This window comes from Afipia birgiae 34632, from assembly GCF_000308295.2.
In the GTDB taxonomy this organism is placed as follows: domain Bacteria; phylum Pseudomonadota; class Alphaproteobacteria; order Rhizobiales; family Xanthobacteraceae; genus Afipia; species Afipia birgiae.
This window is the reverse complement of sequence record NZ_HG326652.1, coordinates 161,293-186,335: the sequence shown is the minus strand read 5'-3', so window position 1 is coordinate 186,335 and position 25,043 is coordinate 161,293. Positions and strand designations below refer to the sequence as shown.

Genomic DNA, 25,043 nt, shown 5'->3' with positions numbered 1-25,043 from the left:
CGCACTTTCATCGGATTGGATGACCTGGATGCGCGATTTCGTCGACGCCGCGCGACGGTTTGTTGCCGAGGCCCCCGTCGCGGTTTCGTTGGAGGAGGAGCGGGAGCTTGTAGCGGTGAAGGCCGCTCTTTACGCCCGCGCCCTTACGCTTTTCGAAGGCGCCCTGCTATTGATCCAGAACGACCGGCAGCTCGATTTTCGCATTCAGTCGCGCAGCGTCATCGAGGCCGCCATGTACCTCATCGCGCTGGACAGAAACCCCGCTTTCGTCACACGGATGAAGGACGACGACTTCAAGAGCCGGCAATCACGCGCAGCGCTACATCTTGGTGCGAAAAAGTTCACTGGCACGGAAGACGTGAGACAGCAGCTTGAGGAGTTTGTCGCCCAGGGCCTGCAGGGCGCGAAGGCGATCCAGCTCGGTTCACTCCTTGAGGGCAGCGATTTCGATCGTCTCTATCGCAGCTATCGAGATATTTCGGGCGACGCCGCGCACGTCAGCATGACGGCTCTCAACCGGCACTATGTCGAAAATCCAGTCGACGGCTCAGCAACCCTGATCATCAACCCCGAACTCGACGAGATCGACTTTCTCGTAACCTTGACGGAGCTCGGCATCACCATGACGATCGCGACGCTTCTCATCATGAAGATCAAGCAAAAAACCGAAGTCTGGGATACGTTTCAGGCGCTGTTGCATCGATATCGGGCACTGGCGCGCGATACGCGCGGCTCGCCCGAAATCCAGAGCTCACGCGAAGACGGACCATCGGAGCTGTAAAGCCTACGCCCGGACAAGCTCATTGAGCCACGGGAATCGTCCTATCGATTCCGACAATTAGAAAACATAGCTTGGATGGGAGCCCAAGGAGATTTTCACGAACGGCGAAAGACGTGTCGCCATTGCGAGGGAACGCGGACATGGAGTGCTTTCGCATCGACGAAAGCGGATACACAGGGTTTGACCTCCTCAACCCCGACCAGCGCTTTCAGGGCGCCGCGGCGGTTGCCATCAGCGATGAAGATGCCGCTCGCCTGATCAAGGAACACCTCCCTCGGCTCCAAGCACCGGAGCTCAAGTACCGCTCGCTGTCACGTCGCCCGGGCAATCACGAGCGGTTGATTTCGCTGCAACGCGATGTTCTCACCCATTTCAAAAGCGTGACCTATGTCTGCGATAAGCGCTTCCTCCTGGTGCTCATGTTCGTCGATTACGCTGTTGAACCCTTCTACTACGAACGAGGCATCGGCTTTTACGAGAATGGTCAGAACTACGCGATGGCGTCGTTGCTTACGATGGCGGCCCCCACACTGCTCGGGCAAGCAGCCTTCGACAACCTGCTCGTGGCGTTTCAACATGCCGCCAAGGAAAAGACCCCGGAGGCTTTGAAAGCGCTAGTCGCTGCTGCGCGCGCGACACGATGGCAAGAGTTTCCAGAGGGCCTCGGACCCCTTGCCCAATATGCAGCGCCGGAATGTCTCTCGGCAATAGCTACGCCCGGTGTGAACACTGACGCGGCCCTCGTTGTGTTGCAGTCGCTCATCAGTCGAATGGAGGTGATGGCTGACGGCGCGTATCGGGTCGAACACGACCAGTCGAAGAATCTGCTTACCTATCACGACCTGCTGCAACGGTTCATCGATCACGACCAAGAAATCGAGTTTCGCCAAACCGAAATTGCATCCTTGAAATTCCCGCTCAAGCTCACAGAAGTCTCGCAAGTTGATTCCAAGACGAGCCCCGCGGTGCAACTGGCCGACGTCATGATCGGCACCGCGATCGAAGCGGCGAATAATATGACAGGCCTGCGGTCCGGTGGGCTAGACCCAGAGGCGGTGATGTCACTCTACGCCGATCACCAGTTTATACACCTGATCCCATCCCTCAACTTCGAGGAGCAACGGCGTTTCAGGCAAGGCACCCAAGCGTCTGAGCTGATCGACTATTTTTCTACAAATTTTGCCGGCCCACGCAAGAGCTGACGCGAACTCCCACGCGGTGGGAAGGCCTTCCCCTGCGACCGAGCCTTGGCGTCTCGATCGCCCCCTTCTGCGGAGCCCGCTGCCGCAACGCCCCGCTGGGAGGGAAGTGCGGACCGGTTTGCCGTGACGGGTTGAGGGCTGGACGGAACGCTTCCGGCGTCCGTCGTGGCGACCTGCGATGTCCAAGCATCGCCACCAGAACGCTCCCGCCCGGAGAAGCCTCTATCATGACCTTGCCAACAGATCATCGCCGAACTGGAGTGTGAATAGGCATGGAGCAACGTCAGCTATCTGAATAAAACGGGAGAATACCGCCACGCCCACGCGCCGATGTTGTTCGCAGTTTTATTCTGAATGGTGGCAATTTGGCGCGCCATTCAGAATAAAACTGCGAACTCATATGTAATTGAAATTGCTATATAATTTCTTATGCTGAGAGCGGGTGAAGATCGCGCATCACCGGCCCCCGCCATCGCCGATGATGGAATAGGGCGCCCAGAACAAGGGGTGTGCGTAGGCGAACTCGGTCTTGCCGTCGGCACCGATATATCCAGGACCATCCGCCAGCGCCATCATCGCCGTCCGCAAGGCCTCACCGCGGGTCAGCTTCGCATCATCAACCTGCCGCTTAAACAAATCCGTCACGAGTTCACGCGCCGACTGCGAATGGACCGACCAGTTGGTCACGAGAAGCGCGCGGGTTCCGGCGTAGAAGAATGCACGTCCAAGTCCTGACGCTGCTTCGGCGCCGACTCCCGCCCCCGCGCCGGTGTTGCAGGCCGAAAGCAACACCCAGTCGGCATCGAGCTTGAGCGCGAGGATTTCTTCCATGATCAGGAGACCATCGCCGTCGGTGTCGGCGACATCGGGAGCGGACAACGCCAGCGCTGGCTGCGTCAGGCCGTCGAGCTCACCTGGCACCAACCCATGCGTGGCAAAGGCGATGATTTTGAACCCCGACAGGTCCATGGTTTTGACCTTCTGCTCATTGGCGTCCTTGCCGAGGTTGAGAACCGTGGCTGGGTTAGCCTGCAGCGCGAGTGCGATTGACTTCAACTCATCCGCGGTATCGGGAAGTCGCGGAAGCTGGGCCAACTGCGCAGTATCGGCCCCCTCAAGCTGAGGACTATTGCGGCGCTTCAACGGCAACCCAGACATGATGCTGGACGCATCGGCCACCTGAGCCAGCTCGTCGTCCTTTGCTGCCTCATCCGCTTGATCCTTGCTGAAATATGGATCGCCGAATGCGATAATATCCTGCCGCGAGGGCTTGCCTGGCGGGAGTTTGCGCAAGGTCTGCAGCGTAGATGCCGACGGCACCAGCGTGACGGCATGGGTCCGCGCGAGCCACGGCACTTTTCTGTAGTTCGCGAACAATGGATCGTCGTTCGCGTCCAATACCGTCGGTGCAGTTGGCAGCAGCGACAGCGGCAGAAGCCCGAGCGCGCCATTGGTCACGACGATCAGATTCTTTGCGGGCTTCCACCCGTCCTCAACCGGCTTCAGCAGGCTGTGGTAAAGCTCCAACGCAAGCTTTACATCGAACGCCGGGATATCAGAAATCATCGCAACCTTCGGTTCAAGAGCTTCGCGCAGCTTACGAATTTGAGCTTCGATCCTTTCACTCGTGGTTGGGATGACGGCAAAACTGAGCTCGCCGTTCTTAGGAATTGCCCATACAAAGCTTGCCTCCCTGCCGAAATAGAATGATAGGACCGCCTCATCTGCTCGAAGGACGTTTCGGACGTCGGCAATCGTCGGAGGCTTTGGATTGACGAGGGCGGCATATTCTGGAAACTCTCGTTCAATCTGGCGTTGGGTGAATTTCCGCTCGCCGCGCATCCTTTCGATTTGGTCGCGGAGTTTCTTCACTGCCGTGTCGTCGCGATCGCCGGGAGGAAGGGCAAGCGCATTGCTAAGTAAGCCAAGCTGTGCGCTGATTTTTATTCCTAGGTCCTGTTCCTCTCTAACCAAAGAAGCCAGTACGGGATCGTTCGCAACAAATCGCGCGCCGGATGCGGCCAGCGCCATTTTGACAGTGCTGCCACGAATGAACTCAACAAGCTGAAAGGACTCATTGTCGATCTCGGCGGTCCCAAGTCCCTTAGCGCGTTCCTTTGCCAGCAGCGCAACATAGGCCTCCACAACATTGCGCAGTTGTTCAACGCGAACTGCAGTTTGAGCACCATCATCAGTCTCATCATCTGATGGCAGTTGCGACCGCAGCACCGGGATTGCGGTCCTGAACTCGCGCAAGGCCGCCACGTGCTGACCGGTGTTCGTAAGTCCAATCGCAACGTAGCCGCGTGCCATCGCGACAGCGAAATGGTGTGCGCCAAACCTTGTCTGACTGGTTTGCAGAAGCTCTTGTGCGAGTGTCAGTCCACCAGCAAAGTCCCCTATCCTATAGCGGGCTACTATACGAATTGGATCCAGTCGAAACTGGTTGCGTAATGTTGGCTCCCAATTTTCCGTTATGACGTCGATGTCATCAAATATCTTGGCAGAGTCACTCCAGCGATTCTCGAGTCCGAGTGTTATCGCAAGACGTCTCTCGTCGCGCAAATATCCGGTCGCCTCATGCGACACCCCAAGCGTCTCATAGATATCCAAAGACGCCCGTATCAATTTCTCCGACTCAGCATGCCGGCCTTGTTCAGTCAGAATTTCACCTAACAGAGAAAGAAAGTTCGGGATTTCTGGATTGAATTTGCCGACCGCTTTCAACCGATTGAGCAAGACTTGACGCGCGTTAACTTCAGCCTCCACAAGACGGCCCTGAAGCATCTTCATCCGGCTTTCTTGAGCAATAGCTAGGGTCAGGACTCATTGATTAAAGCCAGAAAATGACGGCGGCTGCGATGCAGATGGCCGACATGAAGGTATGGGCGCATCGGTCGTAACGGGTGTGGATGCGCCGCCTTGAATCAGTGCACTAACGAAAATCTGCGCCTTTTGAAAGGAAAGCGCCGCGGAAGCATAGTCGCCCCGCGCCGCTAAAACTCTTGCTCGCGCATCTTCAACAACCCAATTTGCGCTCGGTGGTAGTGGGACCGCATTCGATTTTGCGTCAGCCAGAATTGACTCCGCGGCATGCAAAAACGTCTCCGCATCATGGATGCGTCCCAGCGAAAGACTACTAATGACGCGCAACCTGTAGATGGCAATTAACCGTGTCCGCTTTTGGGGCGTTTGATTGTCCCGAACCATGTCATCGAGCACGGCAAGCGTTCGTTGCGGCACGCCGGAACCTTGGTATAACCGCAGTAAAAGGACCTGTTGCTCATAGGGGTCGGCCGACGCCTCTCGTGCCAAACGAATGGCTTCTTCGCAATCGGCAACCGCTTCTTTGAACCGTCCAAGATCCCATCGGGCAATAGCGCGCCTGGACAGGAGCCGCGCAAGCTCGACACCGTTCACGTCAATTGGCAAATTGACGCCGGCCAAGGTCTTGGTTGCTTCTATTTGCGACACCTTGGGTCGTTCGTTATCCAAAATAGCGGCGATGTCAGAAATTGTCCGCGGTGGCGCGACGAAGCTCGACGTTTGCGCGTTGGCCGAGGTGGGGTGACAATATAAAGCTGTCGCGAAAATCACGCCGGGGAGCGAGAAAGTATGCTGAGCGAAAGGGGCGCGCATTTAAGCCTCCCGCGATCGTCGCGCATTACATATGACACGAAAACTTAGCGCGACTTGCCGAGCGCAGCGATTACCTGAGGCAATACATGAGACGCCAAAACGGCGTTCCCTTGGGCCGTCAAATGGAGGTTGTCTGCTTGTCGATATTGTCCTGGAAGAGTCGTAGGGTTTACTCGAATGGGCACGGCGCACCGGCCGCCTGATGCCGGACTTCAAAACGATAGCCGATTTCCGCAAGGACAATGGTGAGGCTATACGCAAGGTCTGCCGTGAGTTTGTGGTGCTGTGCCGGCGCCTTGAACTGTTCAGCGCGGCGAGCGTTGCGATCGACGGCAGCAAGTTCAAAGCTGTCAACACGCGGGACCGGAACTTCACGCAAGCCAAGATGCAGCGGCGGCTGGCGCAGATTGACGAGAGCATCGCCCGCTATCTCTCCCAGCTTGATAGCGCTGATCGCCAGGGCGAAGCGGTCCCAGGGGCCAAGATCACCCGGCTCAACGAAAAGATTGCAACGCTGCGCCAAGAGATACTGCGCCTGAACGCGCTGAACTCCCAGATGATGCAGACCAAGGACCAGCAGATCTCGCTGACCGATCCCGATGCGCGCTCGATGGCCACAAGCGGCCGAGGCAGCGGGATGGTCGGCTACAATGTGCAAAGTGCCGTAGACACCAAGTATCATCTCATTGTTGCCCATGAGGTGACCAACGTTGGGTCTGATCGGAGCCAACTATCTCACATGACCGAGCGGGCGCGCGCAGCGATTGGTTCTGAGACCATCGAGGCTGTTGTCGATCGCGGGTACTATAGCGGAGAGGAAATTCTGGCCTGCGAGGAAGCCGGCATCACGGTCTATCTGCCGAAGCCGATGACCTCGGGCATCAACGCCAAAGGACGCTTCGGCAAGCAGGACTTCGTCTATGTCGCCGAAGACGACGTCTATCTTTGCCCCGCCGGTGAAAAGCTAACCTATCGCTACACCAATGAAGAGGACGGCAAGACACTGCGTCGCTATTGGACCACCGCCTGTCAGGCCTGCGCACTGAAGGGCCAGTGCACAACGGGTAAAGAGCGGCGGATCTCACGATGGGTCCACGAAGCCGTCCTTGAGGCCGTGCAAGCGCGGCTCGATCGGAACCCGGATAAGATGCGCGTACGCCGCCAGACTGTCGAGCATCCATTCGGCACGATAAAGTCGTGGATGGGAGCGACGCACTTCCAGATGAAAACGCTCAAGCACGTAAGTACCGAAATGGCGCTGCACGTCCTGGCCTACAACATGAAACGGGTGATGCGCATTCTGGGCGTTGGCGGACTGATGGAAGCGATCCGCGCGTGAGGCCCGTCGCGCGGACCAGGTCGCGATTGCCCAACCATAAGCGTCCGCGTTTTTACACAACCTGGGTCAAAATGCGACGTGGAGGCGTTTCCATTCCTCGTCTGCTTTTGGCCGGTGATCGGCCATTTCCTAGCGATCCACCGCCCGTTCGCTACGTCAAAGTCTCCAGCACCAGTCGCTGACTTCACGACCGTCGCTGTCCGAATGCTTATGTATCGCGGCTGTTCGTCGCGAGGGCGCCGATGCGTCAGAGGCTACGTACTCCTATCGCTAGTACCACCGCTCCAAAATCAAGCCGATCTCGGTGCGCCCATCTGATGCGGTAGCGCTATATTGAAAAGCCCCCACCAACTAACGAGCCAACCTACCAGCCATCCGCCGCCCAACCATCACCACTCACCTGCCTTTCAGAACTTCCCTTCTGCGCTTTGCGCAGAATTGGATCTATGGCTTTCCGTTTGTCTCTCGCCCGAAGAGAAGATAAAGCGCCGGCAAGACAAACAGCGTGAGAAGTGTCGCGGTGACGAGCCCTCCGATGACCACTGTCGCCAGCGGCTTCTGGACTTCGGCACCTGTTCCCGTTGCAAGCGCCATCGGAATGAAGCCCACCGATGCCACCAAGGCGGTCATGACGACCGGCCTCAGCCGAGTGATGGCGCCCTCGACCACTGCATCCCCTAACGAAAGTCCCTTCGTCATCAATTGCTTGATGAAGGTCAGCATCACCAGGCCGTTCAGAACAGCAACACCCGACAAAGCGATAAAGCCGACGGCCGCGGATACTGAAAACGGCATGCCGCGCAGCCATAGCGCGACGATGCCTCCCGATAGCGCGAGCGGTACAGCACTGAAGACGAGGAGAGCATCGCGACCAGACCCGAGGGCTGCGAACAGGATCAGGAAGATCATTGAAAAACAAATTGGCACGACGATCATCAGCCGTTGCCGCGCCGAGGCCAGATTTTCAAACTGGCCGCCCCAGACCAGCCAGTATCCGGGCGGCGGTTTGATCTCCTGCGCAATTCGGGACTGAGCTTCCTGAATCAGGGAGCCGATATCCCGGCCGCGTACGTTCGCGGTTACGACCACGCGGCGCTTGCCGTTTTCCCGGCTGACCTGATTAGGGCCCTCCGTGAACGCCAGCGATGCGACATCCCGAAGCGGGATCGTCATGCGGAACGGCTGACCGCCTTCCGCCGGCAAGGGCAGCGGAAGATTACGGATTACATCCATATCTGTCCGCGCCGCGTCAGCGAGACGGACGATGATCTGGAAACGGCGGTCGCCTTCAAAGACCAGGCCCGCGTCTCGCCCGCCGATCGCAGTCCCGACGACGTCCTGCACAGCGGCGATACTCAACCCCCGCCTCGATATCTCGTTCTTGTCGATATTGATCTCAAGGAACGGCAGCCCTGTCGCCTCCTCGACCCTGACGTCGGCAGCACCCTCGATACTCCGGAGAATGCCCGCCACCTCATTCGCGACCTTCAGCATCGGTCCGAATTCCTCGCCAAAGACCTTGACCGCAACGTCCTCGCGAACGCCCGCGATCAGCTCGTTGAAGCGCATCTGGATCGGTTGAGAGAAGCTGAAATTAGTGCCCGGCAGCTTTTGCAACTCGCCATCGATGCGCTCGATCAATTGCTGTTTTGACAGGCCGGGATCGGGCCAATGCTCCTGCGGTTTGAGGATGACATAGGCGTCCGCTGCGTTCGGAGGCATTGGGTCGGCGGCGATGTCGGGAGTACCGGCGCGCGAAAACACAAAAGCGACCTCCGGAAACTTTGATACGACGCGCTCCAGTTCCAACTGCATGGATTGCGATTGAGTCAGCGAAGAACTCGGAGCGCGCCTCGCCTCGATCACGATGTTCTTCTCGTCCAGCGTCGGATTGAACTCCTGCCCCAGCGACAGGAACACCATCACACTCAGGGCAAAAATTGCCGCGCCAAGGCCGGCGATGACACCGGGCACCCTGAGCGCACGCGCCAGCGCCGGCCGGTACATGCCGATCAGATTCCGGACCAACCTGTTCGGCTTTTCCTGTACGCGTCCCGTCACGAAGATCGCGACCATGGCCGGCACAAAGGTGAGCGAAAGCACGAACGCCGAGAGCAGCGCGATGATGACCGTGAGCGCCATCGGCTCGAACATCTTGCCTTCCACGCCGGAGAAGGTGAGCAGCGGAACGTACACGATGATGATCACAGCCTGGCCGTAGACGGACGGCTTGATCATCTCGGTGGCCGCAAGCTTCACGGTGCCGAGACGTTCGGACAGATTGAGTTCACGGCCGAGGCCATGCTGTCGGGCGGCCAGATGCCGCAGACAGTTCTCGGTGATGATCACGGCGCCGTCGACTATGAGGCCAAAGTCGATCGCGCCAAGGCTCATCAGGTTTGCACTGATCCTCGCCTCCAGCATGCCGGAAACGGTCAGCAACATCGAGACCGGGATCACCAGCGCCGTAATGAGCGCAGCACGCAGGTTACCCAGCAATGCGAAGAGGATAATGATGACGAGGGCCGCTCCCTCGAGTAGATTCTTCGCAACCGTACTGATCGTTGCATCCACCAATTGCGTTCGATTGAGAACGGTTTTCGCGACGATTCCCGACGGCAGGGTGGCATTGATCTGTTCGATCTTGGCCGCCGCAGCGGCGGCGACCGTTCGGCTGTTGCCTCCGATCAGCATGAGCGCGGTGCCGAGCACAACCTCGTGCCCGTCGAGACTTGCGCTTCCGGTCCTCAATTCGCGACCGATCGTCACGTCGGCGAGCTCCTTGACCCGCAGCGGCATCCCGCCCCGCGTCGCGACGACGATGTCACCGATCTGGGAGATGTCTTCGATCCGTCCGCCTGAGCGCACGACGTAATTCTCGCCGTAACGTTCGATAAAGCTTGCGCCCCGGCTGACGTTATTTGCCTGCACGGCTTTAACGATGTCGTCGAAGGAGATCTTGTAAGCCACCAACTTCGATGCGTCGGGCTCGATCTGATACTGCTTGACGTAACCGCCGATGGCGTCGGCCCCGGCGACACTGGGTACGCTCCGCATCTGCGGCCGAATGATCCAATCCTGAACCACGCGCAAATACACCGAACGCTCGAAGTCGCTCCGCAAACGCTGACCTTCCGGAGTCAAATAACTGCCATCGCTCTGCCAGCCCGGCTTGCCGTCGATGATATCGGCACCCTTGCCAGGCGTCTGATACTCGACGGCCCACCAATACACCTCGCCCAATCCAGTCGAAATTGGGCCTAACTTCACTTCGGCTCCGGGCGGAAGCGCTTGCCTGATCTCCTGCAGACGTTCATTGACCTGCTGGCGGGCGAAATAGATGTTGGTCTTGTCGTTGAAGACCGCCGTAATCTGCGCAAAACCGTTGCGCGAGAACGAGCGGGTGTATTCCAGGGTCGGGGTGCCAGCCAGAATGTTTTCGATCTGAAAGGTGATCTGCTTTTCCATCTCCACTGGCGTGAGGGCCGGTGCGATCGCATTGATCTGCACCTGATTGTTGGTGACATCAGGGACGGCATCGATGGGGAGCTTGTTCAGCGACCATAGGCCGAACGCGCAGGCGACGGCAGTTAGCAACAGAACCAGCCAACGATTGGCAATCGATAGAGCGAGGACTTTTTCGATCATCACTCGTCCGCCTTTGACTTGGCGAGGTCGGACTTCAGGACGAACGTATTCGTGACGGCAATCACGCTGCCCGGGCGCAAGCCCGATACGACCTCGGCGGCTTCCTCCGTCATGGTTCCGGTCTCGATCGCGCGAGCCTGAAAGCCTTCCGCCGTGCGTTCGAACACGACCGCTTTTCCGTCCACGGTCTGGAGCGCACCTCTGGGAACGAGAATCGCAACGGCACGCTTCTCTACCGGCAGATTCGCCAGCACGGCGGCTCCCGGCCGCCACCGGCCTTTTGGATTTTCTAATGCAGCGATCAGCCGGACCGACCGTGTTTCCGCATTCACGGACGGGCTAATAAAGATGAGCGGGCCCTGCGCCTTCTCCTTCGTCGATCCATCACCAATCGTGACACCGTCACCTTCGCGAACGATGGCAAGATCGCGCGGCGAGGCAATGAGCTCGACCCAAACCGACGAGAAGTCGGCGACGACGTAGATTTCCTTTTCCTGCTGGTCGCCGCCGACAGGCGCACCGAGATCGACCTTGCGATCGATGACCCGACCGGCGATAGGCGAACGCAGGGCGTAGCGGCGAAGGTTTGAGACCGGCTGCTTCGGCAGATCAGCGATCTCGCTCTCGTCGAGGTCGAGTGCTGACAGCTTCTGGCGGGCAAGATCCTGCCGAAGTTTGGCGACGGAGAAGGCATTCTCCGCGCGAAGGAATTGCTGTTCGGCGGAAATCTTTCTCTCCCAAAGTGTGCGCTCACGCTCAAAGAGAGTGGTCTGAAGCTCAAGATTGGTGCTTGCCGTCAGGAATTCGCTCTTGGCGTCGGCAACCTCGCGGCTGTCGAGAAACGCTACGATCTCACCCTTCTGTACAGCGTCGCCCAACCGCTTTCGCAGTTCGATGACGGTTCCGATGACCTTCGACGGAACGTGACCGATGCGGTCCGGGTCCATGATCACATTGCCCGGAACGGTGACAGTCCGCGCCAGTTCGCCGGGACCCGCCGGGGCCACTTCGATCTTCGCTCCTGCGATTTGATCGGCGGATAGCGTAATCGTGCCACCCCCGGCGCCGCTTGTGCTGGTCTTGCTCTCTTGCGCCGCGCGGACCGATTGTAGCGGCGCGAGCGCCAGCATAAGCTCGATGACGACGAATGACATTCGTATCGACATTCCCTTTAACTCCTGCATATGGAGCGGCGGTCATCGACCGAAGCCGGCGTCACATGCCGACGGTTGACGCGCGCCCTCTCGAATCCGTTCGGTGGCGCGAAATTGCGCCGGCCGAGATCAGATGCAGGTGGTTCTTGGGGGGCGATCGGGAGCTTGTTGCTTGAGCCCCTCGACTAGCAGGGACGTCGCAAGGTTCACACTCCCCGCAACGCGATACTGGATGGATATCGGGCTGTCTGCCGCGGGTAAACCGATGACGCCGGTGTCCGCGGTATGGAGGTGCGGAACAACGTGGTCATGATCATGATCGGGAAGGTCGCACGATCGATCATCGCCCGAGCAATAGACGATCGCAGCGGTCGACCCGGCTTGCGTGATTTCCAGTTCGTGATGAGTACTTTCGCTTGCAGCGATAACTTTGCTGGCACCGAGCGATAAAGTCAGCGCAACGCACAGTACGGCCAGAACACGCGACCGAAAATACGCCAGCCGGGCTATCTTTGCGCAAGCAACCATGCGCCCCTTATATCTGCTCGATGGGAAACGAACAACCGCCCGCAGCGGTGGAAAGCCCGGGCGCATGCTTCATGCGAACAATTCGCGAAATCCCAGAAATATTAATAATAGCCCGCTATCGAGCCCACGCGTCAGGCGCTCTATGGATGTTCCATGCCGGGACAGAACGCTCATGAGCCGATCGCGGGCGAATATCGCCAATACGGCAACCGCTATTAGCGTCGAGGCTACGTCGAGCATCATCGCGAGGGAAAATGTCAGCCCCGCTTCAGTAACCCCACAGGTGATCGCGAAGAACATGACGAAGAGGGTCAGCGGACACGGAACGAGACCGGCGATAAACCCGACAAACACCCCTTCGCCGGAAGAATGGCGATGCGCGCCTCGCATTGCCCGATAGAGCAGCCAGGCACCGAGCATCACGAGAATTCCTCGGCTGACGTCTTCGAGAAGGGGCGCGCCGCCCGCGCCACCCAGCGTGCGCGTGATCAAAGGCGCCGCAGCCAAGGCGATAACGACAGCGGAAGCGACATGCGTCAGGGCAAGAACGCCCGCTACAGCCATTCCACGCAGCTTCTCAAGACGCGATCCGACGAGATAGGACGCCAAGATCGTCTTGCCGTGGCCGGGCGTCATGGCATGAATTGCGTCGAACAAAATGCCCAGCGGCAGAATTGAAACAAGCGTTTCCATTTGTCAGGCGTCGTTCGGCCAGCGCCGGTGATGGTCGTCGATCACGAACACATGCGCGTGCCGCTTTGAAGGGGAGTTTGTCAGGTGAGGATCGTCAGGATCCAGACCCGGGTGGTCATGTTCAATCACATCCGGATCGTTGGCCGGCCAAACCGTCTTCGCCATCACCACTCCCGAAAGCGTGATCCCCGCCAGAACAAGCACCGTGACCGACAGTCCAGCCGAGCCCCCCAACCAGCCGGCGAGCGGATACGTCAGCAGCCAACATGCATGCGACAATGCAAATTGCGCAGCGAACACTGCGGGCCGGTCGGCAGGCTGTGCGGATCGCCGCAACAGTCGGCCCGTCGGAGTTTGGACGCCGCTATAGCCGATTCCTATCAACGCCCACAGCGCAAGCAGAATCGGCCAAACGCCATCGTAGCTACCTACGCGCAAGACAATCGCCACAACGAGCAGCAGAACCACCAGCAGGCCAGCCGCGGAAATCATCACACCACGATCCGGCAGGCGGTCAAGCACACGCGGCAACAACAGCGCCGCGAGCATCGAACCGGCACCGAAGCAGACAAGCGCCACCGCGACATCGCTATCGGGACGCCCCAGCAGCGCGCGCACCAACACGATAGTGTTGACGATGACCATGGCGCCAGCGGACGCCACGGACAGGTTCAAGGCCAACAGACCGCGAAGTCGCGGCGTTGCAAGATAGATACGGATACCCTTGGTGGTCTTGTCGAAGAACGTTTCACCGCCGCTTGCGCCTGCAGCCGATCGAGGGAGCTGCACCGAGACGACCAGCAGCGCAGAACACAGAAAACCAACCACCGTTCCGGCAAACAGCATGTTGAAGGAAATGACCGTCAGCAATGCTGCTGCAAGCATTGGACTGAGCAGATTTTCAAGATCGTACGCCAGCCGGGACAGTGACAAGGCGCGTGTATAATCGCGCTCGTCGGGAAGCACGTCGGGAATGGTCGCCTGAAATGTCGGCGTGAACGCCGCAGACGCTGCCTGAAGAAGGAGGATCAACATGTAGACCTGCCAGACCTGATCCACGAATGGCAATGCGATAGCGACTGATGCCCGCACAAGATCCATCGCGACCAGAAACGCCCGGCGCGGGAGGTAGCCCGCAAGACTGCCGACGATCGGAGCGATACCGACATAGGCGACCATTTTGATGGCAAGCGCAGTCCCAAGAACTGCTCCGGCCCGGTCACCCGCAAGCCTGAAGGCAAGCAGCCCCAGCGCAACCGTCATCAGACCTGTGCCGATGAGCGCTATAACCTGAGCTGCGAAGAGATGGCGGTAGGTTCGATTGGCGAGAATGGCCAGCATGCGGCAAACTTCCAGTCACTGACGTGAGATAAGGACCCAACAGGCAGCACCAGACAACAGACGCGAATTCTAGCCGATCCCGACGATGGCGATTACCAGCTATAGGCGACGATCATCGTCATCAAGCGGCCGCGATTGCAATTCTTTGAACGAATCGACTGCACGTCGGCAGCCTTAACGAAACCGCTTGCCATTCCATTGCATCTGATACCGGCAAAACGAACCGCCTCGGCTACAATCGACGTCGACCGACGGCACCCCTGAGTCGATCGACATATCGATCTCGAATACATCTCCTCGCCAAACCTCGCGGTGCTTGCCTCCTCTGGAAACGAAGACGCGATGAAGACAACCGTTCGGCGAACAGAGAGCATCTCGATTAGAACACCCGAACTGGTCGAAGTGTATTGCGACAAACTCTTCGCCCCCCGACCCTTTCAAGTATCGCAGAAACCCCGTTCGAACATTTATTGTGTCGTCCCTGCACAGAAGCTGCGCGGACTTGAACGCCTTGTGAATAACCGGCGGCAGCCGTTGCAGGCGTTCGTTTGAGAGCGGGGAAAATTTGCCCTGCGCCATTCCCGACGCTCGCGCGTTTGCTCCAGTTGCGGTCAGACACACCATGAGTGCGATCAGTAAGTGCAGCATTGTATCCTCCTATAGTCTGCCAAAATCAGGCTCCCTGAGTCAGATCGGCTCGAAAGCCACACCGAGCCTTTCTTCAGTCCTCCAAATAACTCGACAAGCCCGCCGAAACTCGTCAGTGGCAATTAAAAGAGTGAATTTCTTCGGAATTCCTGCTGCGTCCTCAATTTCCAGCAGTGCTCTAGAAAAACTCAGACTCCGAACTGTGCAAGATATCCTCGCTCCGCCAAAGGAGGCTACGCCAGCCTTAAAAACTTTCCTTCGTTCATGATATCCCAAGACCAAGCCTCAACGTGTCTGGCTACGAATAACGACTTCAGTTTTTAGCGGTCTGCAACAAACGCAGCGCGTTCAATGTCACCAATACTGTCGCGCCCGTGTCAGCAAGAATGGCCGGCCATAAGCCCGTTAGGTCGATCACGGTGGTTACGAGGAATACGGCTTTTAGACCGAGCGCGACCGCGATGTTCTGCCGGATATTGACCATCGTCCGCCTCGACAGATCGACCATGGCGGCCACGTCCGAAACACGCCCGTGAAGCACGGCAGCATCGGCCGTTTCCAGCGCGACGTCGGTGCCTCCACCCATCGCGATGCCGACGTCGGCGGCAGCCAGCGCAGGCGCGTCATTGATGCCGTCGCCGATCTTGGCAACCGACCAGCCAGCTTCTTTGAGTTTGCCAACGATCCGCTGCTTGTCTTCGGGCAGCAATTCCGCTTCGACATCGATACCTAATTGTTTTCCGACCGCGTTCGCGGTGCGGCGATTGTCTCCGGTCAGCATTATGGTGCGGATCCCGCCATCCCTCAGAAGCTTAAGTCCCTTCAGTGCGTCCGGGCGGGGCTCGTCACGCATCGCGATTGCTCCGGCGATTTCATTTTCGACCACAACGATGGAAACTGTTTTTCCCTCATCATTGAGGGCTGCAATCTTTGCTTCCTGCTCGGCCGTGAGGGGCGACAATTCCGCAACGGCCTTGGGAGACCCGAGGAATATCTGTTGTCCCTCGACCGTCGCTCGGATTCCCTTTCCGCCGATCGCCTTCGAGTCGGAGGTCGGAGGCGCCGAAATCTGCTGCTCGTTTGCTTTAGCCAGAATCGCGGTAGCGAGCGGGTGACTTGAACCCGACTCAAGCGCCGCAGCGAAACGCAGGACATCTACCTCCCTGCACGCAAAGCCGATGATGTCCGTGACCTGAGGCTTGCCGGCCGTCAGCGTGCCGGTCTTGTCGAAACATGCCACGGTGATCTTGCCGATCTGCTCCAGAACCGCGCCGCCTTTCAGGAGCAGTCCCCGGCGGGCGCCTGCGGACAGGCTGGCCGCAATTGCAGCGGGCGTCGAGATGACGAGTGCGCATGGACAGCCGATCAGGAGAATGGCGAGACCCTTGTAAATCCAGGCGCTCCAGGCCCCGCCGAACAGCAGCGGCGGGACGACTGCCACCAACGCGGCCACCGCGACCACGCCCGGCGTGTAGAAACGGGAAAACCGGTCTATGAACCTTTCCGTGGGAGCTTTCGACTCCTGCGCTTCCTCGACGAGACGCACCACGCGCGCAATAGTATTGTCCGCGGCGGCAGCGGTGACGCGCACGCGCAGCAAGCCATCGCCGTTGACGGTGCCGGCAAACAGGTTCTCGTCAGGCCCTTTTCGGACGGGCGTGCTTTCTCCGGTGACCGGAGCTTCGTCGATCGCGCTTTCTCCGGAAAGAATGACCCCATCGGCGGGAATGCGGTCGCCGGGTCGTATCTGGATCGTCGCTCCGACAGCAAGGGTGTCTGCCTGGATCTCGCTTACCTGCCCATTTTCTTCCAGCCGAGCTGTCTTGGGAACCAGCTTGGTTAAGTTTTGGATGCTGGCTCGGGCACGACTTGCAGCCACGCCCTCCAGAAGTTCGCCAATCAGAAACAGGAAGACGACGGTTGCTGCCTCTTCGGTTGCTCCAATGATCACCGCGCCCACGGCAGCGACTGACATCAACATTTCGATCGAGAATGGCGTGCCGGCCCGCGCGGCGGATATCGCGCGCCTTGCGATCGGAATCAGGCCGACCATCATCGCAAGCAGAAACGCCCAACGCTCCGTCGCCGGAATGAATTTGCCAATTAGATAGGCAATCGCCAGCGCCAGCCCGGATGCGATGGTGAGAATGCCTTTCCGGGTTTGCCACCAGGGCTGACCGGCGGCAGCGTTCCCATGAATGTGGGTATCCGTTTCGTCTTGCGTCGACGACGTTCGCTCACCCTGATCATGGTTTGGATGTTTGACCCCGATCTCCTCCCTGGCTGTTACCCGGTAGCCCAGATCCGAAATCTGCTCGCGGATGCTGTCATCACCCGCCCTTCCGCCATGTGTGATAGTCACCGTGCCCGCAGGTACCGATACGACCACATCGCTAACGCCGGGCATCCGGTGCAGAGCATTTTCAATCTTTGTGGCGCAAGAGGCGCAGTCCATCCCCTCGACGCGGAGGCGTACTTTGGCGGTCTGTGCCGTGTCAGTCATGGATGAAACTTCCGTGGTGCGGATGAATTTTGCAGACTGAGTCCGGGTCACGTTTTGCCTTTCTGCCGAAGCCGCTTGTAGAGCGCTTCGACTGCGTCGGCGAAATCCACCGAATTGTTTCGAGCGCAATGATCTTCTAGAAAGTGTAATTGATTGATGAGGTCGAAGGTCACGGGATCGAGATCGAGACCCTCGTCTACACCGGGCGGCCTACTCAACAAGATGCCGCTCATGAACCCTTGGGCCCACGCGAGGTAGTCCCGCCGAAGCACGGGATTGGCTTTGACGTCATCGTTGAACCGCTGGCAGGTGGTGGCGCCTAAGCCGACAATCTTGGCTTTGGCGGACTGTGCCTGAAGCTCGAACCATGAACCGCTGACAACAATGACAAGGAACAAGACGGCTGCTAGGAAGCGCAAACGACGGGCGCAGCGGATAGCGCTGGCCATAATGAGATGAGCCGCACTTTCGAGCTTGGCGTTGCGCGATCCGATCAGCATTCGATCCGTCCCATGCTTACAACCGTTGCTATTTCTTGAATTTGGCTTGGCCAGATTTGCCCTCGGCCGTCTTGATCGTCAGCGTGATCGTCGCGCCGGCGCCGATCGCGCTTTTTGAATCGCCTTTCAATGCGTTCTCGCCAGAAGGCTCTAGCGCGACCGTTTCGCGAGCACCGGTCCCTGCGACAAGCACAGCGCCGATGAAACCCTTTGTGGGAACCGGCTTCCCGTTGCCAGGGTCGAACACATTGATCGTGACGGTGTTGCCGGACGTGATGAGTTCCGCGTCGATACCGGCAACGTCCTCCATCTGGCCGCCATTCGGCCCCTTCTCGCTTCCATGAGAATGCTGCGCGAACGAAGGCGCCGACCAGATGAGCGAAAGAACAAGGATAGCTATGTACTTCATGTCGCGACACCGTTGGATGTGGATTGAGACAGTTCGTCCCTCTCGCCATTTTCACGCCGGAACAAAACGTAGAGCGCCGGCAGGACGAGAAGCGTAAGTAATGTCGATGAAATAATTCCGCCTATAACGACGGTCGCGAGCGGCCTTTGAACTTCTGCGCCGGCGCCGGTGGCAATCGCCATCGGCACAAAGCCCAGAGATGCGACGAGTGCCGTCATCAGCACGGGCCGCAATCTTGTGAGCGCGCCCTCACGAACTGCGTCAATGATAGACTGCCCTTCCTTGCGCAGCTTTTCGATGAAGGTAATGATCACCAGGCCATTAAGCACAGCGACACCGGACAGGGCGATGAACCCGATGCCCGCGCTGATCGACAGCGGGATCCCGCGCAACAGCAGCGCCAGAATACCCCCGGTCAGCGCGAGCGGAACGCCGCTGAATACCAGAAGTGCATCCGCTGCCGAGCCGAGACTGAGGAACAGCAAGATGAAGATCAAAAGCAGCGCGATCGGGACAACAATAGTCAGCCTCTGCGTTGCGGAAACAAGCTGTTCGAATTGACCGCCCCAACCGATCCAGTATCCGGCCGGGAGCTTGATCTTCTCTACGACCTGGCGCTGCGCATCGCCGACGAATGAGCCAAGATCCCGCCCGCGAACGTTAGCAGTCACGACGATCCGCCGCTTTCCATCTTCGCGGCTGATCTGATTTGGGCCGGGTGCTACGTCGATTTGAGCAAGCTCGGACAACGGAGCATATCTAATCTGAGTCAGGGGAGAGTTATTCAAAAAGGCCGGCATCGCCTTTGCCCGATTTTCAAGCAGCGGCAGTGGCGGCACGGGATGTGATCTGATAGCTTCGACATCCGACCGAAGATACTCGGGAAGCCGGACCACAAGTTCAAAGCGCCGGCCACTTCGGAGGATTCCACGGCGGTTTCGGCCACGGCGGTTTTGGCCACGGAGGCTTCGGCCACGGAGGCTTTGGCCACGGAGGAGGGCATGGCCACCACTGATGACTATTGTGGTTCGGCTGCGGGGCTGCCGCGCAATGGGCCCTGCCAACAATTGCGGACCAATTGCGGGCTCGCGCTACGGCATCTGGTTTTCGCGACAACCCTCGTCGCAACGCTCGCCGGAGCGTCCGCCGGGGCAGGCCCTTGCACCGATGAAATCGATCGAATCGAGGCGTCGTTCCGAGCCTTGGGTTCCGGTTCCGGCCACCAACTGCCTAGCGTACGATCTGATCGTCAGCCGACTCCAGCTACGGTCGCCAAGGCGCAACGCGATGCCATAGTTGACAGGGAACGTCATCAGCGGGTCGTGGAACGCGCCCGCGCCGCCGACGCTATCGGCGACCGCGCGGGTTGTCTCGAGGCGCTCAATGAAGCGCGCCACGGGCCTCCTCGCCGATGAGCGGAATCGGAACTGGCAAAACTCAGCTCGTCATCGCGCGAAGCTCCGGCGCCCACGGCCGGCTCTACAACGCCGTTGATGTCGTCAAGCTTCTCTATCAACCTTGATGGAAGAAGTTCACAAACAGCCACATGCCGCGTGTAGCTCCGCCAGCGTTCGCGCTGCTGCCATTCCTTCAAGACAGCGGTAGCCAACCAGCTGGCGCGCCACTCGGAATAAAACTGCGAACTCCTATACTATTGAGATTACTATGTAATTTACCATCGGCCTGGCCGCTTGACGGGACCCAACGACATCCTCGAATCCTCGGAGGATCGCTATGGCAGCCGCTCCACCGTCGTCACCAGTCAGTTGACCGTCGGTCAGTGGCACGCCAGCGGCGGAGGCTGCGACACCGGATCGGAGCGCCGCACCATGGCCAGCCCGCTTCGTCGAACGCCGCGGCGCTGGATTCCCTTGACGATGCTGGTCGAGAGAACATGACCCATCCGGTCCAGCGCGAAGCCGACTAGGATCTCGGCGCTCTTTTGCGAGGCGTAGCGACGGATAGCGCTGGTGCTTGTCCAGATGGACGATCAGTTCCTTCTGCCAGGTGGCACGCACGCGGACCGGACGGTAGATCGCTCGCTTCGAGCCTCGGTACATCAGTTCCCGTCCGATCTCGATCGCCAACGCACCGAGGGAGTTGTCGAGTGATCCCGGTCCGTCCCGGCAGTGACATCAGTAATTGCGCATGACAGCCTGTCTTCGTGTTCACTAGGGTCTGTTGAGAATCAGGATTCCACCTGAGGCTTGGTTGTGATTCAAGCTTTGGATGGAACGATTCGTACTGACAGACGCCCAATGGGCGAAGATGGAGCCGCATTGTCTGGGTAAGCCGACGGACCCCGGGCGCAGCGGAAGCGACAACCGCCGCTTCATCGAAGCGGTACTTTGGATCGTGCGGACGGGAAGCCCCTGGCGTGATCTTCCGCCGTTCTTCGGCAACTGGAACACTGTTTTCAAGCGCTACCGCGACTGGGTCAAGGCGGACGTTTTCACCAGGCTTTTCGAGGCCTGCTCGGACGCGCCAGACATGGAATACGCCATGGTCGACGCCACCATCGTCAAGGTCCATCGCCACGGACAGGGCGCAAAAGGGGGACACAGAGCCAGGCCATCGGCCGCTCCAAAGGCGGCATGACGACCAAAATTCTCGCGCTGACCGACGCGCTCGGCAATCTGGTGCGCTTCGTTCTCCTGCCCGGCCATCGTTTCGATACGGTGGGCGTCGCTCCGCTCATCGACGGTCTCGCTTTTGAGGGCTTCATCGCCGACAAGGCCTTCGACAGCAATTCCATTATTGCAGACCTCAACGAGCGCGGCGCTAAGATCGTCATCTCACAGCATCCACGGCGCGCCTCGCCCCTGCCGATCGACGCTGAGATCTACAAGTGGCGCCACCTGATCGAGAATTTCTTCTGCAAGCTCAAGGAATTCAAGCGCATCGCCATGCGCGCAGACAAAACCGATCAGAGCTTCGCCGCAAACATCCATCTCGCCGCAGCCGTGATAAACTCCCGATGAATCTCAACAGACCCTAGAAAAGCTAGGTCCGTCCAGGCGGTTAAAAACGGCACGGTGGGTGAATTGCACAAAATACTCTTGACCCTGTAGTGACTACAGCCTCCACTGTACGGCTCGCATAAACCCTCCTCGATCGAGAACCCGAAGTTCCGAAAGGCCCTTCCATATGCCCGTCCAAAATCCTCTCACGCGCACTGCCGACAAAGCTGGCCTCATCGGTGTCATCGTTTCGGCCATGGGTTGTGCGGCATGCTTTCCTGCCATCGCCAGTCTCGGTGCCGCCATCGGGCTGGGCTTTCTCAGCCAATACGAGGGAGTGTTCATCCACTACCTGCTGCCCCTGTTTGCCGGCATCGCCTTGCTTGCGAACGTGATCGGCGGGCTTCGCCATCGGCAGCGGCCGCGGATGCTACTTGGGGTGACCGGGCCCATACTGGTGCTGGCACCGCCTTAGTCATGGTGACCTTTGGTTGGCCGACGGCGCAGCTGCTTTATATCGGACTAGTGTTGATGATCGCGGTATCGATCTGGGACCTGGTATCTCCCCCGGTAAAAGTTCACGTCGGAGCGAACCAGAGCTCAACCTGTTGTTGAGTGGTCGGCATGATCTTCCATTACCGTTCTTGGATCACGGCCTGCCAATCGCAAGAGATCAGCGATCTACAGCATCTCGTTGGCAGCTTGCCAGGAAAGACGACCTCCTAACGATGGCCATCATTGCAGGCATCGTGATGCTCTTTATTGCGGCTCGATTTGCCAGCTTCACGGTGTGCGCTTTACGGGAAACCATAGCGACTGCACGCCTACAATTGCGAGAAACATTATGAACGAACTGACGCTCTCCGTGACCGGCATGACCTGTATCGATTGCGCCCGGCATGTCGAAAAGGCGCTCTGGGCACGGCCCGATATCATCGCGGCCGACGTCGCCTACCCACAAGGATAGGCGCATAAGGTTTGCGATAGGGACAAGGAGACATATGCGATGACAAACGAATATTCTAAGAAAGACCTCGAGGAAGGCAATGTCCTTGCGCCGAGGTTCGACAGCGCGGGACTGATTCCTGCAATTGTCACGGACGTTTTATCCGGGGCCGTGCTAATGCTCGCATGGATGAACGCGGACGCGCTCAGGAAATCGATCGAGACCGGTGAGGCTTGGTTTTGGAGCCGATCCAGGCAACGCATCTGGCACAAGGGCGCCACGAGCGGGCAAGTTCAGCAGATTCAAGAAATTCGCATAGACTGCGATCAGGATGCCGTTTGGCTAAAGGTGTGCATGCCTGCTGAGAGCGGGTGCTGCCACACCGGCCGCGCGAGTTGCTTTTACCGGCTTATTTCGAACGAGCCAGGAAGACCCGTTCTCCAAGCAGAATATAAAAACTCACATTCTAAGTAACGAGGACCGGACCGAAGATCGCGCGGCCGAGCTGCAAAGCTTCGGCCAGGGTCAAGCGGACTCCCACGCGCCGGGGCTTCTTGGCGTTCAGCCACTGTCGCAGATGTTCGTCCGAACAGAAAAATGCTATAGCTGGGCAGCACGAGGCGGCAGCGCTGTCGGAGTATGCGAGGTCGTACCAGACGACGGCCTCAGTCCGGGAGAGATCGCTCAGCGCCCGACCTTTGTCGGCCGTCGTGAAACGAATCTTCTGGCCGCACTGACGGCAGGACGACTCAACCGTGATATCGGTGCCGTACATACTGGCGACGCCGAGCGCGTCGACCGCGCACAGGGCGTTCAAAGCATTTGCCTTGAGTTCAACCCGGTGCCCGGTCGGAGTTTCCGTAAACGGATAGGCGTACCGAATAACCTCGCCGTCGGGATCGAGTCCAATGAGGTCCCGCAATTGTAGATTGCGCAAGAGCGCCACAACACGAGCGGTCGCGATTCCGGTCTGATCGGCGACGTCGCCAGGTCGCGGCGGCTGTCCTTTCCTTTGTCCGCATAAAGCTGCAGGACGATCCGCCACACAAGATCCTCGCCGGCTTCGAGGGCGTGAGACCATCTATCCAGCAGCCCTTCACGTGCCGCCATCCGTCCGCTCAGCGCCTCTCGCGCAGCAGGCGCCGTCACAACCGACCAGTCTGGACGGAATACGCCCGGCCTGATCTCCGCTGCGAGGTCTCTCACCGAGCTTGTCCCTGTTTCCATCGCTCCATCGTGATGCAAGTCGTTAGCCAGCGCAGCAGGACAGCATCTTCACGTCCTTATCGAAGGTCTGGGCCGCGAGCTTGAGGCCCTCGACGGTGGTCAGATAGGGGAAGATTGTTTCCGCGAGGTCGTCGATGGTGAGTCCGCACCGGATTGCCAAGGCCGCCGTCTGGATGCTGTCGGCACCCTCAGGGGCCAGGATGTGTGCTCCGAGCAGTTTGCGGCTCGCTCGATCGGCCACGAGCTTGATCAACCCTCGCGTGTCGCGGGCTGCGAGCGCACGCGGTACATTGTCGAGTGAGAGCACGGAGATCCGAACGTCATGCCCGGCGGCACGGGCTTGTGCTTCAGTGAATCCGACGCTGGCCACCTGCGGGTCGGTGAATACCACCGCCGGCATGGCGGAGTTGTCGTAGCGCAGGCTATCGCCGTTCAACGCGTTCTTGGCAGCCAGCTTCGCGCCGTAGGCCGCCATGTAAACGAACTGGTCCTTGCCCGTCACGTCGCCGACCGCGTAAACGCCCTTCTTTGAGGTGCGCATGCGGTCATCAATCAGGATCGCGCCGCCAGTTGCTTGACCGACGCCCGCTTCCCCGAGCCCAAGGCCTTCGGTGTTGGGCGTGCGCCCCGTCGCGACGAGGATCCGGTCAGCCGTGATCGTCTGAGGATGACCGTCCCGGAGAACAGTGAGCGCAACTCCACTCTCCGTTTTGCGAACGGAATCATAAGCCAAGCCACCCACGATCGCGATGCCCTCGTCCGCCATGTAGCCGGCAAGCGCCGCACCGATCTCAGGCTCAGCCTCGGGCAGAAGACGGCTGCGGAAGACAAGCGTCACCTCAACGCCGGCCCGTGCAAAGGTCTGCGCGAGCTCAGCCCCAATGTAACCGCCGCCGAGCACGATCATCGACCGCGGCAGCTCAGTCAGGTCGAGCGCCGTCGTGCTGTCGAGTGGCGACACGTTTGCAATGCCGGGGATCGCCGGTACGGCGGGACGTGCCCCCGTCGCGATGATGATGCGATCCGAGGCGAAACGCTTGGCGCCGGCCTCGACACCGCCTTCAACGAAGCGTGCACGGCCCTCATGGTAGGCCACGTTGTTGTAAGCGGGCAGAAGGTTGGCGTATTTCGCCTGCCGCAGGCCTTCGACCAAGGCATCTTTCTGCGCAACCTGCGCGCTCCAACTGACTACTCGCGCCTGACTTTCAATTCCGTTGAATCGAGTCGGTGCGATGTTGGCGTGATGAACCGCCTCAGTCGCCCGTATCAGCGTTTTTGACGGCACGCAGCCAACGTTGACGCAAGTGCCCCCGATCGTACCATGACCTATCAGGGCGACCTGCGCTCCCTGTTCGGCTGCGGTGATCGCGGCTGAAAACCCAGCCGAACCGGCGCCGACAACGACGAGATCGTAGCGGTCATTTCCGTTCTTTGCATTCGAAGTAGCGCAACAATCGCTCATGACTTTAACTTCCGTGTTTCGGTCAGCCTCACAGCAAGCAACGGCAGCAGAAGAGGCAGGTCT

General features: G+C 59.0%; 20 protein-coding genes and 3 pseudogenes. 9 read left to right on the top strand and 14 right to left on the bottom strand.

Annotation, left to right across the window (positions count from 1 at the left end; translation table 11 throughout):
* The first annotated feature begins 28 nt into the window (after positions 1–28).
* On the top strand, positions 29–781 hold the full coding sequence (locus BN32_RS00845) for a DUF5677 domain-containing protein (RefSeq protein WP_244438070.1): 753 nt from the start codon (positions 29–31) through the stop codon (positions 779–781).
* Between the two features lie 140 nt (positions 782–921).
* Positions 922–1,983, top strand: coding sequence for a DUF3800 domain-containing protein (locus tag BN32_RS00840; protein ID WP_040425293.1), 1,062 nt, complete (start codon positions 922–924; stop codon positions 1,981–1,983).
* A 456-nt stretch (positions 1,984–2,439) separates the two neighbouring features.
* On the opposite strand, the gene BN32_RS25510 is transcribed toward BN32_RS00840, so the two are convergent.
* Together BN32_RS25510 and BN32_RS26635 are read right to left on the bottom strand one after the other, a co-directional pair.
* A complete protein-coding gene (locus BN32_RS25510; RefSeq protein ID WP_084494540.1) occupies positions 2,440–4,776 on the bottom strand; it encodes a CHAT domain-containing protein in 2,337 nt (778 codons plus the stop codon).
* 40 nt (positions 4,777–4,816) lie between these two features.
* Positions 4,817–4,903: pseudogene (locus BN32_RS26635) on the bottom strand (IS5/IS1182 family transposase); the annotation flags it as partial.
* 909 nt (positions 4,904–5,812) lie between these two features.
* Here BN32_RS26635 and BN32_RS00830 point away from each other — a divergent pair.
* A pseudogene (locus BN32_RS00830) lies at positions 5,813–6,961 on the top strand (IS1182 family transposase); the annotation flags it as partial.
* A 444-nt stretch (positions 6,962–7,405) separates the two neighbouring features.
* On the opposite strand, the gene BN32_RS00825 reads toward BN32_RS00830, so the two are convergent.
* The 10 genes and pseudogenes from BN32_RS00825 to BN32_RS00785 all read right to left on the bottom strand — a co-directional run bounded on the left by BN32_RS00825 (position 7,406) and on the right by BN32_RS00785 (position 19,782).
* Entirely contained in the window at positions 7,406–10,609 is a 3,204-nt protein-coding gene (locus BN32_RS00825; RefSeq protein WP_019195338.1) for an efflux RND transporter permease subunit, read from the bottom strand.
* Positions 10,609–11,775, bottom strand: coding sequence for an efflux RND transporter periplasmic adaptor subunit (locus BN32_RS00820; RefSeq protein ID WP_162161295.1), 1,167 nt, complete (start codon positions 11,773–11,775; stop codon positions 10,609–10,611). Before BN32_RS00820 ends, BN32_RS00825 begins: the two co-directional genes overlap by 1 nt.
* A 117-nt stretch (positions 11,776–11,892) precedes the next feature.
* Positions 11,893–12,291 (bottom strand): hypothetical protein, encoded by a 399-nt coding sequence (locus tag BN32_RS26630; protein WP_156946933.1) that lies wholly within the window; start codon positions 12,289–12,291, stop codon positions 11,893–11,895.
* Between the two features lie 69 nt (positions 12,292–12,360).
* Positions 12,361–12,984: a hypothetical protein gene (locus tag BN32_RS00815; protein ID WP_019195335.1), complete on the bottom strand. Its 624-nt coding sequence runs from the start codon at positions 12,982–12,984 to the stop codon at positions 12,361–12,363.
* Between the two features lie 3 nt (positions 12,985–12,987).
* On the bottom strand, positions 12,988–14,325 hold the full coding sequence (locus BN32_RS00810; RefSeq protein WP_019195334.1) for an MFS transporter: 1,338 nt from the start codon (positions 14,323–14,325) through the stop codon (positions 12,988–12,990).
* Positions 14,326–15,286: 961 nt separating this feature from the next.
* The gene (locus BN32_RS00805; RefSeq protein WP_040425291.1) at positions 15,287–17,476 is read right to left on the bottom strand and encodes a heavy metal translocating P-type ATPase; all 2,190 of its coding nucleotides are present in this window, start codon (positions 17,474–17,476) and stop codon (positions 15,287–15,289) included.
* A gap of 47 nt (positions 17,477–17,523) precedes the next feature.
* A complete protein-coding gene (locus BN32_RS00800; RefSeq protein WP_019195331.1) occupies positions 17,524–17,976 on the bottom strand; it encodes a hypothetical protein in 453 nt (150 codons plus the stop codon).
* A 28-nt stretch (positions 17,977–18,004) separates the two neighbouring features.
* A complete protein-coding gene (locus BN32_RS00795) occupies positions 18,005–18,385 on the bottom strand; it encodes a hypothetical protein (RefSeq protein WP_019195330.1) in 381 nt (126 codons plus the stop codon).
* Positions 18,382–19,407: pseudogene (locus BN32_RS00790) on the bottom strand (efflux RND transporter permease subunit); the annotation flags it as partial. The gene BN32_RS00795 and the pseudogene BN32_RS00790, both read right to left, overlap by 4 nt.
* 69 nt (positions 19,408–19,476) lie before the next feature.
* Positions 19,477–19,782 (bottom strand): hypothetical protein, encoded by a 306-nt coding sequence (locus BN32_RS00785; RefSeq protein ID WP_019195328.1) that lies wholly within the window; start codon positions 19,780–19,782, stop codon positions 19,477–19,479.
* Positions 19,783–20,076: 294 nt separating this feature from the next.
* Between BN32_RS00785 and BN32_RS28025 the strand changes: the two genes are divergently transcribed.
* From BN32_RS28025 to hisI, 6 genes are all read left to right on the top strand, one after another.
* Positions 20,077–20,283 carry a hypothetical protein gene (locus BN32_RS28025; RefSeq protein ID WP_019195326.1) on the top strand — a complete coding sequence of 69 codons (207 nt, stop codon included), beginning with the start codon at positions 20,077–20,079 and terminating at the stop codon, positions 20,281–20,283.
* 331 nt (positions 20,284–20,614) lie between these two features.
* Positions 20,615–21,366, top strand: a protein-coding gene (locus BN32_RS25835) for an IS5 family transposase (RefSeq protein WP_156946932.1) whose coding sequence is annotated in 2 segments (ribosomal slippage) — positions 20,615–20,945 and positions 20,945–21,366 — 753 coding nt in all. Because the reading frame shifts where the segments join, the coding sequence is not laid out codon by codon here.
* 166 nt (positions 21,367–21,532) lie between these two features.
* Complete coding sequence (merC, locus tag BN32_RS00765; RefSeq protein ID WP_019195325.1) at positions 21,533–21,820, top strand: organomercurial transporter MerC; 288 nt, start codon at positions 21,533–21,535, stop codon at positions 21,818–21,820.
* 16 nt (positions 21,821–21,836) lie between these two features.
* A complete protein-coding gene (locus BN32_RS28185; RefSeq protein WP_430641870.1) occupies positions 21,837–22,193 on the top strand; it encodes a hypothetical protein in 357 nt (118 codons plus the stop codon).
* A complete protein-coding gene (locus tag BN32_RS25830; RefSeq protein ID WP_019195324.1) occupies positions 22,190–22,312 on the top strand; it encodes a cation transporter in 123 nt (40 codons plus the stop codon). Before BN32_RS28185 ends, BN32_RS25830 begins: the two co-directional genes overlap by 4 nt.
* Before the next feature lie 39 nt (positions 22,313–22,351).
* Positions 22,352–22,765: a phosphoribosyl-AMP cyclohydrolase gene (gene hisI / locus BN32_RS00760; protein ID WP_019195323.1), complete on the top strand. Its 414-nt coding sequence runs from the start codon at positions 22,352–22,354 to the stop codon at positions 22,763–22,765.
* On the opposite strand, the gene BN32_RS00755 is transcribed toward hisI, so the two are convergent.
* Entirely contained in the window at positions 22,758–23,213 is a 456-nt protein-coding gene (locus tag BN32_RS00755) for an alkylmercury lyase family protein (RefSeq protein WP_162161294.1), read from the bottom strand. The two genes, hisI and BN32_RS00755, sit on opposite strands and share 8 nt — an antisense overlap.
* 327 nt (positions 23,214–23,540) lie before the next feature.
* Positions 23,541–24,980: a mercury(II) reductase gene (gene merA, locus BN32_RS00750; protein WP_019195321.1), complete on the bottom strand. Its 1,440-nt coding sequence runs from the start codon at positions 24,978–24,980 to the stop codon at positions 23,541–23,543.
* Positions 24,981–25,043: the final 63 nt, after the last annotated feature.